The following is a 14,182-nucleotide window of genomic DNA, read 5'->3' as shown; positions in this document are numbered from 1 at the left end:
CGAGGCATCGACAGCCTCCCCAGCATCAGAACCACGACCAACGAAAACCCTGACTAGACTGCCCAAAACCGTTCACTTTTCGAACGCCGAAAACGTTCAAAGTTCGAGCGCCGTCGACACCGCTCATCGGGCAGCACCCACGGGATCACCCACGGGATCACCGTCAGCGGTCTGCTGCGCGGGCGATGGTGAGGGCGAGGTCTGCGGGCCGGCTCCACATCGGCCAGTGCCCGGTCGGGAGATCGACGATTTCGAGATCGCTGAGCGTGGCAGTTTCCGCCATCATCGGGTGTCCTTCACGAGCCATCTGCATCAGCGCTTCGGACGGGAAGGAACAGGCGATGATCGTCGACGGCACACTTCGTCGAGCGTCGTTCTCGAGATGAACCGCTGCACGCACGACGGTTGCGGGCTGCGGAACCGCACGCTGACGAAACCGGTCGAGGTCGTCCTCGCTGAGCCCATCGAGACTGGCGGCCAGCTCCGCGAACGGGGGAAGCGCCACCTCGTGCTGGTCAAGCGGAACCGACGCATCGTTGGCAGAGCCGTCGGCTGACGGTCCACTGTCGACGTAGACGATTCGAGCGACCGCGGTGGGATTCTGATCCACGAGCACGGATGCGAGAGCTCCAGCACCGCTGTGAACGACGAGGGTTACGTCCGAGCCTTCATCATCAGCGGCGCTCACCGCCGCGCGCAGATGGTTGACCTGATCGGCAAGACTCCTTGATGCCCGATCAGAGTCGTCGGGGTCGAGGCCTGGCAGAGTCACGGCGATGACGCGGTGGCCACGGTCGCGTAAGTCATCCGCAACGGCATCCCAGGCCCACCCGCCCAACCAATAACCGGGGACGAGAACGAATGATTTCTTGTTGGTCGTGAGCGTTTCCATGTCTTCATGCTCTCCCGGACACAAGACAATGGGATGTCACTATTCCGGTCACTATTTCTGAGATAGTGGCAGGGTGAACCGAACCGAGCGCTTGCATTCGCTGACCGAGTCGCTACGTCGAGCCGGCATTCGTGGCCGCACTGCGCAACAGCTCGCAGACGAATTTGAGGTCACCGTCCGCACGATCAAGCGTGATCTCGCTGCCCTTGGGGCAGGCGGCCTGCCTGTCTGGGGACGAACCGGTCCCGGTGGCGGCTACGGCCTGACGGAGATGTCCTCGCTACCGCCGGTGAATCTCACGGCTGCGCAGGCGCTAGCCCTTACCGCTGCGGTGTCGGCGACCGCTCAGGCGCCATTCTCTGGTTCGGCGCGCGCCGCGATTCGTAAGGTGTTGGACGTGTTGGATCCCGCAGCCCGCCGTCGAGCCACTGAACTGTCCAGCCGGGTGTGGGTCGATGTCGCACCGGCCGCTCCGCGGCGAGTGATGTCGGCGCTCGAGCAGGCCACGGTCGACCAAGTCACCGTGAATATCGTCTACATCGATGCGAAGGGCCAGCACACCCGACGCGAGGTGGAGCCGATGATCTTCGCCCTCACCGGTGGACGGTGGCTGCTAATTGGGTGGTGCAGATTGCGAGATGACGTCCGTTGGTTCGACTTGACCAGGATCCAGAGCGCAACGGCCACCCGCCATCCGTGCACCGGCCACTCGATCGACGAGATCGGCCCCCTCCCGAACTCGCGCGCCCGGTTGGTGTCTGACCGACATCGAGATGCGAGGGTCAGGCAAAGAATCTGAACGTCAATGTGGCGAGACTCGTCACCAGGTGCGCGGAGCGATCAGCTTCTCGAAGTCGGCAGACGTGAACCCGTAGACGTCGGCGATCTGGGCGATGTCGGATCCGATCGTGTCGCGTGCGGCCGTGTCGAGTTCACTGCCCTGTTCTGCAAATTCCGCAGCCAACGCGTTGAATTCTTCAGTCGTCGCGTGCGTGATGACGTAAAGCGCGTCGAGATCAGCAGGATGCTCCTTCTCGATCGTTTCGCACAACTGAACCAAGATCAGCTTGCCCTTTTCCACGAGCGGCTGCGGATAGTGCGCATCGTCCGTCATCTCGGCGAGGAAGTCGTATCCAGAGAGAGCCTTGTTGGTGATTCGCATGTGATTTCCAATCGCGAAGGGGTAATGCCCCACCCTCAGCGAGGAGAAGCTGGGCCAGCGTTGCGTTGCAATCATCTCACCGCACTGCGCCGCGGCATCAACGGGCCGCGGTAGAGACGACTCCAGCACGCGGTGGCACGGGGAGCCGGGTGAGAATCTGCCAACAATCGACGACAGCGCTTGTTGGCGAATTCAAATTTTCGACGTCTAAAATTTTGCCTTATGGAAGACCCCCCTAGTCATAGTCCCAAGCCTCTTGATGTTCCGGCCGCGTACGCGTCCGCCACAGTCGAGAGGCGCCACGCATGAACGAATGGGTGATGCTCGGCATCGGCCTCGTTCTGACAGTCGGAACCGGGTTGTTCGTCGCGAGCGAGTTCGCACTCGTCAACCTTGACCGAAACGATTTGGAAAACCGGCAAAGCCGCGGAGAGAAACGACTCGGGCCCACCATCAAGGCCCTGAGAATCACATCGACGCACCTCTCCAGCGCACAGCTCGGAATCACGCTCACCACGCTGCTCACGGGATACACGTTCGAACCGGCGGTGAGCTCGCTCCTTTCGGGGCCTCTGACCTCGGCGGGCCTCGCCCCCGGACTGGTACCGGTTGTCGGCACGATCGTCGGGGTCGTGCTCGCCACACTGTTCTCGATGATCATCGGCGAGCTTGTGCCGAAGAACTTCGCGCTCGCGCTACCGCGTGCCACGGCGAAGGTCGTCATCCCGTTCCAGGCGGCGTTCACGATGGTCTTCAAGCCGTTGATTCTGATGCTGAACAACACTGCGAACGCCATCATCCGGGCCATGGGCATCGAGCCTAAGGAGGAGCTCTCCGGCGCGCGCAGCGCTGACGAGCTTTCGTATCTGATCCGACACTCCGCGCTCTCCGGCCTGCTCGAAGCGGACGACGCGGTGTTGTTGCGCAGGACCCTCCGGTTTGCTGAGCACGACGCCTCGGACGTCATGACGCCCCGCGTGCGCATGGCGAGTATCGGCATAGACGACACCGCTGCGGCGATTGTCGCGCTCTCGCTTGCGACTGGGTTCTCGCGGTTCCCGGTCATCGATGGGACGCCCGACAGTGTCACCGGTTTTGTGCACGCCAAGCAGGCGTTCGCGGTTCCGATCCCGGAGCAGGCATCCGTCACTGCTCGAGCTCTGCAGACCGAAGCCCTCCGGGTGCCGGAGTCGATGGGCGCATCCGCATTGTTGGCGCTCCTGCGCGCCGAGCGGCACCAGGTTGCTGTCGTCGTGGATGAGCATGGCGGCACCGCGGGTGTCGTGACGCTCGAAGACCTTGTGGAAGAGATCGTGGGTGAACTCGAGGACGAGCATGACCGGCACCGCACCGGGTTCATCCGACGCGGCCGCTCGGTCACCTTCGATGCTTCGTGGCGGCCGGACGAGCTCCTCGATCGCCTGTCGATCGAGGTGCCGGAACACGGCGACTACGACACGATCGGCGGTTTCATCACCGACACTCTCGAACGACTACCGGAGCTCGGCGACGAGATCGCGATCGCGACGGGGACTCTTCGTGTCGAGCACATCGACGGTACGCGCATCTTGCGTGTGCGGTATCTCCCGAATGACCCCGACACGGATGCGAGCACGATGAGCCGTCACGACCGAACAGTCGATCAGCTGAAGGAGGGGATGACTCGTGAGTGAGTACCTGCCCGGAATCCTGTGGCTGTTCGTTCTCCTGATCGGCAACGCGTTCTTCGTCGGCGCTGAGTTCGCGGTGATCTCGGCAAAGCGCTCGCAAATCGAGCCCCTCGCAGAGCGCGGCAGCAGGGCTGCGAAGACCACGCTGTGGGCGATGGAGCACGCGACGCTCATGCTGGCGACCAGCCAGCTGGGCATCACCGTGTGCTCGCTGCTCATCCTGAACGTGTCGGAGCCCGCGATTCACCACCTGCTGGAGATCCCGCTCGGGCTGACACCACTGACCCCAGAGGCGATCAGCGTGATCGCATTCGTGGTGGCGCTGGTCCTGGTGACCTTCTTGCACGTCGTGTTCGGCGAGATGATCCCCAAGAACCTCGCGTTCTCGGTCCCGGATCGCGCTTCGCTGCTACTCGCACCACCCCTTGTCGTGGTCTCGAAGATCTTCAATCCGGTGATCTGGAGCCTCAACGGCATCGCGAACGGCATCCTCCGGCTCTTCAAAGTCGAGCCGAAGAACGAAGCGACGAGCACTTACACGCTCGATGAGGTGGCGGGCATCGTCGAGCAGTCGACCCGTGAGGGAACGCTAAGTGACGCGTCAGGCACTCTTGCCGGGGCATTCGAGTTCACGGAGAAGCGCGTCTTCGACGTGGACGTGCCGCTCGAGGACATGGTGCTACTACCGGTGAACGCTCGACCGATTGATGTGCAGGAGGCTGTAATCAAGCATGGCTTCTCGCGCTACGTCATCTCCGACGAGTCGGGTGACCCTTCAAGCTACATCCATATGAAGGACGTCATGGATCTCATGAGTCCGGAATTGTTCACCGCCCCGATTCCGGAGAAGCGGCTTCGACGCCTCATCTCGGTGTCGAGGGATGCGGAGCTCGAAGACGCCATGGCTGTCTTGCGGCGCCGAGGAGCACACGTCGCCAAGACACTCGACGCGGAAGGTCAGGTCACGGGTCTGCTCTTCCTGGAAGACGTGCTCGAAGTGCTCGTCGGTGAAGTAAACGCGGCCGCAGGAGCCGAGTGATCTGACAGAGCATCGTCGAGCCAGATTTGAAGGTCCCCACCAGCACGGTGGGGACCTTCACTCGTCCATACGCTCGGGAGGCCGTCGTCGGATAGCTGCCGTGGAGTAGCCATCGCATCTGACGATGGAAGAGGGCCGTTTCGGCGGGTTAGGTTCCGACAGGGTGTTTGGGCAGCCGCTTAATCGGGTTGCCGAACGTGTTTTGAACCGAGATCGTCAACCTGCCGATAAGGATACGAGACGGCCTCCTCATGGCGATGTCCGGAGCTCGACTCTTAGCGAACCTTGATCTGGCCTAGTTCCTGGGTTGCACGGGTGAGTGCCACATAGAGGCGGTTCCAGCCGCGTGGTTCTGCGGCGATGCCGTCGGGATCGATGACGAGGGTGGCGTCCCATTCCAGACCTTTGGATTGGGTGGCAGTGATGACCGGGATTCCTGGCAGCGCGGCCTGCAGCTCAAGTACTCTCGGGGCAGCAGCAATGACGCCGACCGTGCCGCCTGCCCAGCGTACGGTGAGTTCCTCGTAGGTTTGGGTGATCTCGGCGACCAGTTCAGACTCGGCGACGTCTCGTGCCCAGGGGTCGACACCGGAGAAGCGCACAGCGTTTGGTGGCTCATTGACGCTGCCGGCCTTTTTGAGGATGGGGCCGGTGAGCGCCATGACTTCGGCTGGCGTCCGGTAGCCGATGGTGAGTTTCGCTTGGGTCCAGCGTTCGCCAAAGACGGCGGTGACCGCTTGCGCCCATGTTGTGTGCTCGTGGGGCGTTTCGGCCTGGTCGATGTCACCCACCGCGGTGATGGAAAGCTGTGGGGTTCGCCGGGCAACCATGTGCCATTGCATCTCGGACAGTTCTTGCGCTTCATCGACGATGACATGTCCGTAGATCCAGTCGCGGCGCGCTGCGGCCCGTTCTGAAACGAACGTGTCAGACGTCGGGTGAACGACGGTGTCGCCGATGAGGTCCGACATGGCGTCGAGCAAGGGAATGTCGCTGCTTGCCCACCCGGTCTTCGTGGCAACGACGGCCCGTCGCTCGTCATCGCTTAGCTCGGGGACGAACTGTTGGAGCAGTACTTCATCGTTCAGCAGGCGGCGGAGTTCCGCTGCGGGATCCAGGGTCGGCCAGATGTCCGCGAGGGCCGCGGCTACGCGGGGGTCGACGGCGATGTCATCACGGAGCTTGTCGAGCTCCTGCTCGGTGAGTACGCCGTCAACCTCGCTACCTTCGTCGTCGCGGTCCACCTTCTGGAAACTGGTCCTAGCGTGTACGACGCCTTCGAGGCCCTCGTCAATTCTCGCGAAAATGTCCTCAAAGCGCTCGGCGATCGCGTGAGTAAGTCGATCGTGCATTTGCTCGTAGAACCACCTCTGGGCGGCATGGTAGCTGCGCCCGGACGTAGCGGTCGTGATGAGGCGTTCCACCAGGTCCGCGGGGATTTCGTATTGTTCGCCTTCCCAGCCAAGTATGACTAGCGTTCCCTCGGGTGTGCGCGCAGCCACGTATCGCTCGAGGGCATGTTGCCAGAGGGCGCGCCCCTTGATTCCCTCGACGATGCGCGGCTCATCTGCAGTGACCGCCACTCCGGGGATGAGTGTATCCGGCGTTGCCGCGACGATGGCCGTCTCGCCAAGTGCCGGGAGAACCTGGGCGATGTAGTCCAGGAAGCGTCGTGACGGTCCGAGTGTCAGCACGCCGCGTGCGGCGAGCTGGGGGCTTGCGAACAGCAAATACGCGGCGCGGTGGAGCGCGACGACCGTCTTGCCCGTGCCGGGGCCACCCTGCACCACCAGGGGCCCTCGGACCCCTGCGCGCACGATTTCGTCCTGCTCGCGTTGGAGTGTGGCTGCGGCACTGGTCATCTGCCCCGTTCGTCGTTCTGACAGGGCACTAAACAACGCACCCTCGCCGACCAGCTCGCTGGTGCTCTCACCGTCAAGGGGTTCGTCGTCCACCCCTGCGACGGTGGTGCCTTCAATGCGGATGTGTCGGCGATGTGCCTGCCCGAGGGACTCGACGGGCGTTGCCATGTAAAAGGGCCTTGCGGCAGGTGCGCGCCAGTCAATGACCATCGGATCAGCGTCGTCCGCTGCTGCCGAAACTCCAACGCGACCGATGCGTAGGGTGGTGCCATCGAGGGCGTCAAGACGACCGAAGATCAAACCGTTCTCGGCATGTGTCAGCTCGGTGCGCTGGCGAACCATTCCTTGGCGGCGGGCGTGGCCGACTGCGTCATGCACGGAGGTGGACAGCTCGGTGTTCAAGAAGTGAAGTATCTCTGCTCGGCGCGCGAGGGTAGCGTCAAGGTAATCCTGCTCTTCGGTGATCGCAGCTTCGCGTGTATCGAGAGGCGAGGCAGTCTCGTTCAGCACAGGGTCTCCTTCAAATGTTCTTGCCCCAGCAACGCCCGCTAAACGGCGGAAACATGGCGGAAATCGGAACCGCCAAGTGGGCAAGATCATTAGTAAATCAGCATCACTTGGAAAAACCTAGTACTAGGTATCTCGTAGCAGATCGTGTCAAATTCAGTTACGCTCAAGCCATGGCAATCCGATCGCGCCTCGTGAGCACTGAACGTGACGCCGGATTGCAGACAGCCTTTGGCATCCTGGGCAAGAAGTGGAACGGTCGAATCCTTGCCGCCCTCCGCGAAGGTCCCATGAAGTTCACAGATTTGAGACGAGCGGTTGGAGCGATCACGGACTCCGTTCTTTCCGACCGGCTCGTCGACCTCACTGAGGCCGGACTCGTCCAGCGAGCGGAAACGCGGACTCGCCCCGTCCACATCACCTACCGCCTCTCACAGCGAGGCGAGAATGTTCAACCCGTTCTGGACGACCTCGCGGTGTGGGCCGCAAAGAACCTCGAGGTCGAACTGCCGAGAAACTGAACCTACGGGTCTCGATGTGTCTCGCAACCTCCCTGTCGCGTAACCCATGGGTTACGCGACAGGTGCCGTCCCCACGTCGTTTGCGAAACAGACTGGTGCGTCTCCGCGAGATCAGCCGGAAACCCTTGCCGTTTGGTGGTTATGACGAACGGTTGTGGCAGGCATTCCGAGCCCTGGCTTTGGATCATGCCGAAAATGATCGTTAGTGGGAGGCACGGGAAAAGAGCGTCGTTCTTATCCCTTCGTCAGGTCGGCCACGTCGCTCAGCACGGTATCCCGTGAGCGCCCGTATTTGGTAAGCACCTCTTCGGGGGAACTGATGAGGGCCTTCCACAGCGCCCAGGCAGCTCCTCGTACCCATGCATCCTCCGGCAGCTCCAACCGGTCGCGCAGTCGATCACGTTCACGGGAACTGCAACTCAACCATGCGAAGGCCAGGTCGCAGGCAGGATCACCAACGCACGTCTGTCCGAAGTCGATAAGCGCCGCCAATTGGCCGCGGCTATCGAACAACATGTTGCCCGGCGCGACATCGCCATGGACCCACACCGGCGGCCCGGTCCACACCGTGGCCACGGCCGCATCCCAGAGCGCCCGACATCCCTCAGCCTGGCGTCCGGCCAGGAGGGGGAGCCGGCCCTGTACCCCCTCGCCAACCGCGCTGATGTGACAGCCGCGGTAAGCAGATGCGCTTCCCGCCCATGGGCCGCCGACCGTGTCGCAGGCCTGCAACTCCCTCAGGGCGTCGCCCAAGCTACTGATGGCGCTCTCTCGCTCGCGCGTTTCAACCGCGGCTAAAGTGTGCCCCTCAATCCACTCGCGAACGGACCAGGGTCGGTTGAATGCCGCCGAGGGGGCCCCGGTCGCTACTACGCGGGGGATCGCGACGCGAAAGCTGGAACCGAGGATCGCGAGGGTTTGCTCCTCCCGGACTAGGCCGGCGACGTAGCCGTCCGCGCTCGGGAGGCGGACAGACATTCGGTCACCAAGCCGGAAGGTGCGGTTGTCCCACCCCTGAACTTCCACCGGGCGGATCGGCAGCTCCGACCACTGAGGGAACTGCTCCGACACAAGGGAGCGAACCAACGAAGAAGTGATCTCTTCGGAAGCGGCAGCCATCGCGCCAGCCTAGTTGACGACCTGTGAGCACTCGGAGACGCTCCGACACCTTCGTGAGATTCCGACACCTTTCGTGAGATCGGACAACGATGCCAAAAACTTTTCGTAACCAAACCGTTGCATTCGTTACCCGGCCGTTATACAGTGATCACACGGTGAATGTTTGCTGTGGCATCCACCGCATGTGATTGCAGGACACTCTTGGTGCAAGGGACAAGGGCCGGCCGGAAGCCTCTCCGACCGGCCCTTCACCATTGGCGATATTCTGTTCTCATGTCAGACCGAAAACTCGCGCTCGAAGCGTGGGAAGGCCTGTTCCGAGCACAACACGAACTCTTCGCCACCATGGCCGCAGACTTCGACGACACTCAGATCACGCAAGCCGAATACGACGTGCTGCTCACTGTCACGCGCGCGCCAGAAATGACCGCGCGCTTGCGCGATGTGACAGCGAACATGCTCATCAGCCAGCCCAGCGTCTCGCGCCTGGTCGACCGCATGGTCGCCCGTGGGCTGCTTTCGAAAAGCTCGGACCCGGATGACGGACGCGGCTCTTTGCTGACGGCGACGGATACCGGCGCCCGCAGCTTCCGCGAGCTCGCGGCGGTGCACAGCCGTTCGATTGTCGAGAGCATGTCGCCGCTCGACGATGATGAGCTGCGCACGCTCCGCCGACTCACCAACAAGCTCCGCGGGCTCTGAACCGAGCATCCTCAGCCTCACCCATCGGAGGCTATCTCTGGCATAGTCGAACCTGACGTTCCCGCGAAAGCCGGGGGCTCGGAGGGAAAACTATGGAGATCGCCGGAGCCTTCGGCATTCTGCTCATCGTCGGCATTGCCGTCATCGTCCTGATCGTGGTCGGCTTGATCGTCCTGCTGTTTGCACGCAGCTGGATTAAGGTCGCACGCGCCGATGAGGCGCTTGTCATCTCAGGACGCAAACAGAAGGTGCAACGCACCGTAGAAACACGCAACGCCGACGGAAGCATTTCGGGCCAGCCCGAGCTGGTCGAATCCCCCGTCACCGTGATCGTCAACGGCAAGTCGCTCGTCAACCCGATCACCCAGCGCCACGAGATCATCTCGCTGCGCTCGCGCCAGGTGTCACTCAACGCCGAAGCTCAGTCTCTCGACAGCGTGACGCTGAACGTCGACGGTGTTGCGATCGTTAAGATCGCATCCGACCCGCTCTACGTGCGCCGCGCTGCAGAGCGCTTCGCCTCACAGGACAAGGCGATCGAGCAGTTCACCACTGAGCAGCTCGAGGGCGCATTGCGCGGTATCGTCGCCACCCTCTCCGTCGTCGAACTGATGAGAGACCGTAAGAAGTTCTCTGACCAGATCGCCGCCGATGTCTCGCAAGATCTCGCCGAGCAGGGCCTGATCCTCGACTCGTTCCAGATCAAGGGCATCACGGACGCCGTCGGCTACATCCAGTCCCTCGGTGCACCGGAGATCCAGTCCAAGCGACAGTCGGCCGAGATCTCGCAGACGAACGCCGACCGCGCGATCAACCAGAGGGTCATCACCAACCAGGAATCCAACCTGGTCGAGCAGACCGCGCTCGACACGAACACCGCTAACGCCAACGCCGGCATCGGTCGAGCCCGCGCCGAAGCAGAGCAGGCCGAGCACCTCGCCCGTGCGCAGGCCGAGCAGGCAGTGCTCCAGCAAAACGCTGAGAACCGTCAGGCCCAGCTGGATGCTGACGTCAAGCGTGTTGCGGACGCGCAGAAGTACGAAGCAGAGACTCGCGCCCAGGCCGACCTGTACACGCGTGAGCGTGCCGCAGAAGCCGCTGCGATCGAGCAGGTGAAACAGGCTGAGGCCCGCACCCGCATCGCTGAGCAGCAGGCAGAGGCCGACCGTGCCCGCGCCGCCGGTGAAGCCCACGCCGCCGAAGCTAAGGCAACCGGTGAGGCCAACGCCCTCCGCGCGCTCGCCGAGGCCGAATCCGAAGCTCGCCGCCTTCGTGCCAATGCAGAAGCCGATGCTATCCGTGCAGAGGGTGATGCGCGAGCATCCGCCCTCGAAGCAGAGGCAAAGGCCATCGCGTCCAACCAGGAAGCGTTCCTGTCGCAGCGCGTGCTCGATGTGCTGCCGTCGATCATGAGCGAGTTTGCGAAGGGCTACGCCACGATCGGCAGTGTCTCGATCATCGGCGGTTCCGGCGAAGACGGTGCTTCCAGCGTCGTCGGCGCCGACAGCGCGAAAGCGTTGAAGTCCGTGTTCGACAGCGTGAGCTCCGCTACCGGTCTCGATCTCGCGGGAATCATCCAGGGCCAGGCTGTTGGCCGCGGAATCGGCGATGGACTCGCCCAGACACAGCAGCAGGCTCCCGCCTCCGCGCCGACGAAGCGTGCGAAGACGAAGCCCGCCGAACCTGCTGCCACTCCCCCGCCGACTGCATCGGCCGAGTAACTACTCAGAAGGCGCCGGCGCGGATCATCTGGTCCGTGACCGGCGCCTTCTGCATCTCGTCTCAGGCTGGGCCGCGTCGGCTTCGGCGCCGGCCGCGATCGCACGTACTGTCGCATCGTCATATCCATGCTCGCCGAACTCGTGGAGAGCGGCGGCGACAATGCGCTCGAGCGCTCCTGTTGCTGCGCGCGGACGCCCGCGCCCCCGAGTGGCGGTCATGGGTTTCAGCCTACGGCGCGGTCGTACACGCGCTCAGAACAAGAGACACTGGAGTGGTGACCCGTGCGCCGTTCGACCAGTTGAAGATCGGTCGTGGGCTGGCATTTTCCGCCGCCGTCGATGACCTCAACGCTGCGCTTGACCGCAATGCGTCAGTCGTCGTCAGCTCACCACCCGGAACGGGCAAGACCACACTCGTTCCGCCCATCATTGCCGGCCGTGTGTCCGGCCGAGTCATCGTGACTCAGCCTCGGCGGGTTGCCGCGCGCGCAGCCGCCCGACGGCTCGCCCAGCTGGACGGCTCACCCCTCGGCTCGCGCGTCGGATTCACCGTCCGCGGCGAGCGCCAGGTAGACAGCTCCACCCTGATCGAGTTCGTCACCGCCGGCGTGTTGCTGCGTCGCCTGCTCGACGATCCCGGCCTCGAAGGCATCGGCGCTGTCGTGATCGATGAGGTGCACGAACGCGCCCTCGAAACCGATCTGCTGATCGGCTTGCTCGGCGAAGTCCGCGAGCTGCGCGAGGATCTCATGATCGTCGCGATGTCGGCGACGCTCGACGCCGATCGCTTCGCGCAGGTGCTCGGCACGGATGCCGCTCGTGCCCCGGTTGTGACGCAGACGGTCGCGGCGCATCCGCTCACTGTGCGCTGGGCGCCGAGCCCCGCACCCCGGCTGGACCAGCGCGGCGTGACCTGGGCTTTCCTCGATCACGTCGCGAGTACAGCGGTCGACGCACATCGTGCGCTGATCCGGAGTGATTCGACGGCCGACGCCCTCGTCTTCGCGCCCGGCGCCCGTGAGGTCTCCGAGATCGCCCGGCGCATCCGCGGTCTCGGTGCAGAATTCGATGTCCGCGAGTTGCATGGCCAGATTCCCCCCGCCGAGCAGGATGCCGTGATCGGTGGGCGCAGCGCAGGTGAAGTCCCACGCATCATTGTCACCACGTCCCTCGCGGAATCGTCGCTGACCGTTCCCGGCGTGCGCCTCGTCGTCGACACGTGCCTGTCTCGCGCACCGCAACGCGATGCTGCCCGCGGCATGAGCGGTCTGGTCACCGGTCCCACCTCCCGTGCCTCTGCCATCCAGCGTGCGGGGCGTGCGACCCGACACGGACCCGGCGTGGTGGTGCGATGCGTCGACGAGCGCACGTTCGCTGCAGCACCCGCGCGACCGGCCCCGGAGATCGCCACGACAGACCTCACCGATGCTGCGTTACTCCTCGCCTGCTGGGGTGCACCCGCAGGTGCTGGTCTTCGCCTCGTCGATCCTCTGCCCGCAGACAGCCTGAGCGACGCGCTCGGGGTGTTGTGCGGACTCGGCGCGATCGATGCCGATGGCCGTGCCACCGCAGCAGGCAGGCAGCTCGCCAAGGTCCCGACCGATCCTCGCCTCGCCCGCGCACTTCGCGACGGCAGCGCGCTGGTTGGTGCGCGCACCGCGGCCGAGGTCGTCGCCCTGATCGGCGGCGAACTTCGTGTCGCGGACGGAGATGTCGCGACCACGCTCATCGCGCTGCGAAACGGACGAAGCCCTGACACCCGCCGCTGGGAGCAGGAAGTCCGACGCCTCGAACGATTCACCTCCACTTCCAGCAAGACCAGCAAGACAGGTGCAGAGCGCAGAAGCACCGATCAGGTTGGACTCGTCATCGCACTCGCCTTCCCGGATCGGATCGCCCGCCGCGTCGATCACTCGACGCACGGTGCTATCTTCCTCCTCGCATCCGGAACCCGTGCGGGCATCGCTGGTCCGCTCGCCGGTGTCGAGTGGCTGGCGGTGGCCGATGTCACGCGCGCTCAGGATCGAGCTGCCGCCGGCACCGGAGCGATCATCCGCTCCGCCGCCGCCATCGCTGAGAGCCAAGCGGAGCAGGCAGCGACTCATCTGATCACTGACCGGATCGAAGCCCAGTTCGTGAATGGGCGCGTCCAGGCGCGTCGCGAGCGCCGGCTCGGCGCGATCGTCCGCTCGTCTGTTCCTATGCGCGTTCAGGCAGGTGAAGGCGGGCGAGATGCCGCGCGCCGCGCCGTCGAAGAACAGGGCCTCGGGGTGTTCACATGGTCAGAGGCCGCGGACGGATTGCGGCGGCGCCTCGCTCTGCTGCATCGCGAGCTCGGGTCCCCCTGGCCAGATGTCTCCGATGCCGCTCTCCTCGGCACCCTCGATTCCTGGCTCGGCTCTGAGCTCTCGACCCTCGCCACCGGCACTCCCGCCGCGCGCATCGATCTGACCTCGGCGCTTCGGCGCGTGCTTCCCTGGCCAGCAGCCGTCGACTTCGACGCTCTGGTTCCCGAACGTCTCGAGGTACCCAGCGGTTCACGCGTGCGTCTCACCTACCCGCCTGTCGATGACCCGACTGCGCGGCCTGTTGTGGCAGTGAAGCTGCAGGAGTGCTTCGGATGGGCCGAGACGCCACGGCTGGTCGGCGGCCGAGTGCCGGTGCTGTTTCATCTGCTCTCCCCCGGCGGACATCCGCTCGCTGTCACCGACGACCTGGCCTCGTTCTGGGCAGGACCCTACGCGCAGGTGCGGGCGGAGATGCGGGGGCGGTACCCGAAGCATCCATGGCCTGAGGACCCCTGGTCGGCGGTTCCCACCCGGCACACGAAGCGTCGCGCGAACCAGAAGTAGACCTGGCGCGCCGCCCTGCTCGTTCACAACTCCTGAAAATTTGCGCCGGTTCGGCCGCTGCGGGCGCACAGGCCCCGGAAATACGCGGCCGCCCGGAACCACACCCCAGACTTTTCAGGAGTTATGAACGGCGAG

12 protein-coding genes are annotated in these 14,182 nt (G+C 63.9%); 7 read left to right on the top strand and 5 right to left on the bottom strand.

Annotated features, from left to right (window positions below; all coding sequences use genetic code 11):
- Positions 1-163: 163 nt before the first annotated feature.
- Positions 164-892 (bottom strand): alpha/beta fold hydrolase, encoded by a 729-nt coding sequence (locus ACSS7Z_RS14985; RefSeq protein WP_438255677.1) that lies wholly within the window; start codon positions 890-892, stop codon positions 164-166.
- 73 nt (positions 893-965) lie between these two features.
- Between ACSS7Z_RS14985 and ACSS7Z_RS14980 the strand changes: the two genes are divergently transcribed.
- The gene (locus ACSS7Z_RS14980) at positions 966-1,691 is read left to right on the top strand and encodes a helix-turn-helix transcriptional regulator (protein WP_438255676.1); all 726 of its coding nucleotides are present in this window, start codon (positions 966-968) and stop codon (positions 1,689-1,691) included.
- A 21-nt stretch (positions 1,692-1,712) separates the two neighbouring features.
- Here ACSS7Z_RS14980 and ACSS7Z_RS14975 read toward each other — a convergent pair whose 3' ends face one another.
- A complete protein-coding gene (locus ACSS7Z_RS14975; RefSeq protein WP_438255675.1) occupies positions 1,713-2,054 on the bottom strand; it encodes a DUF5713 family protein in 342 nt (113 codons plus the stop codon).
- Between the two features lie 305 nt (positions 2,055-2,359).
- Between ACSS7Z_RS14975 and ACSS7Z_RS14970 the strand changes: the two genes are divergently transcribed.
- Both ACSS7Z_RS14970 and ACSS7Z_RS14965 read left to right on the top strand, forming a co-directional pair.
- The gene (locus tag ACSS7Z_RS14970) at positions 2,360-3,727 is read left to right on the top strand and encodes a hemolysin family protein (RefSeq protein ID WP_438255674.1); all 1,368 of its coding nucleotides are present in this window, start codon (positions 2,360-2,362) and stop codon (positions 3,725-3,727) included.
- Complete coding sequence (locus ACSS7Z_RS14965) at positions 3,720-4,763, top strand: hemolysin family protein (RefSeq protein ID WP_438255673.1); 1,044 nt, start codon at positions 3,720-3,722, stop codon at positions 4,761-4,763. Before ACSS7Z_RS14970 ends, ACSS7Z_RS14965 begins: the two co-directional genes overlap by 8 nt.
- 275 nt (positions 4,764-5,038) lie before the next feature.
- Here the strand turns inward: ACSS7Z_RS14965 and ACSS7Z_RS14960 are convergent, their stop codons facing one another.
- Positions 5,039-7,135, bottom strand: coding sequence for a HelD family protein (locus ACSS7Z_RS14960; protein WP_438255672.1), 2,097 nt, complete (start codon positions 7,133-7,135; stop codon positions 5,039-5,041).
- Between the two features lie 170 nt (positions 7,136-7,305).
- Between ACSS7Z_RS14960 and ACSS7Z_RS14955 the strand changes: the two genes are divergently transcribed.
- A complete protein-coding gene (locus ACSS7Z_RS14955; protein ID WP_438255671.1) occupies positions 7,306-7,653 on the top strand; it encodes a winged helix-turn-helix transcriptional regulator in 348 nt (115 codons plus the stop codon).
- A gap of 234 nt (positions 7,654-7,887) precedes the next feature.
- Here ACSS7Z_RS14955 and ACSS7Z_RS14950 read toward each other — a convergent pair whose 3' ends face one another.
- Positions 7,888-8,772 (bottom strand): phosphotransferase, encoded by an 885-nt coding sequence (locus tag ACSS7Z_RS14950; protein ID WP_438255670.1) that lies wholly within the window; start codon positions 8,770-8,772, stop codon positions 7,888-7,890.
- 273 nt (positions 8,773-9,045) lie between these two features.
- Here ACSS7Z_RS14950 and ACSS7Z_RS14945 point away from each other — a divergent pair, with 273 nt between their 5' ends.
- On the top strand, positions 9,046-9,474 hold the full coding sequence (locus ACSS7Z_RS14945; RefSeq protein WP_438255669.1) for a MarR family winged helix-turn-helix transcriptional regulator: 429 nt from the start codon (positions 9,046-9,048) through the stop codon (positions 9,472-9,474).
- A 92-nt stretch (positions 9,475-9,566) separates the two neighbouring features.
- Positions 9,567-11,195 carry a flotillin family protein gene (locus tag ACSS7Z_RS14940; protein WP_438255668.1) on the top strand — a complete coding sequence of 543 codons (1,629 nt, stop codon included), beginning with the start codon at positions 9,567-9,569 and terminating at the stop codon, positions 11,193-11,195.
- A 24-nt stretch (positions 11,196-11,219) separates the two neighbouring features.
- On the opposite strand, the gene ACSS7Z_RS14935 is transcribed toward ACSS7Z_RS14940, so the two are convergent.
- Complete coding sequence (locus ACSS7Z_RS14935) at positions 11,220-11,414, bottom strand: TetR family transcriptional regulator (RefSeq protein ID WP_438255667.1); 195 nt, start codon at positions 11,412-11,414, stop codon at positions 11,220-11,222.
- Between the two features lie 56 nt (positions 11,415-11,470).
- Here ACSS7Z_RS14935 and hrpB point away from each other — a divergent pair, with 56 nt between their 5' ends.
- Complete coding sequence (gene hrpB, locus ACSS7Z_RS14930) at positions 11,471-14,047, top strand: ATP-dependent helicase HrpB (protein ID WP_438255666.1); 2,577 nt, start codon at positions 11,471-11,473, stop codon at positions 14,045-14,047.
- Positions 14,048-14,182: the final 135 nt, after the last annotated feature.

This window comes from Microbacterium wangyouchuni (assembly GCF_051546305.1).
In the GTDB taxonomy this organism is placed as follows: Bacteria; Actinomycetota; Actinomycetes; order Actinomycetales; family Microbacteriaceae; genus Microbacterium.
Note: the sequence above shows the minus strand (reverse complement) of the source record. Positions and strands in the feature narration are given on the sequence as shown.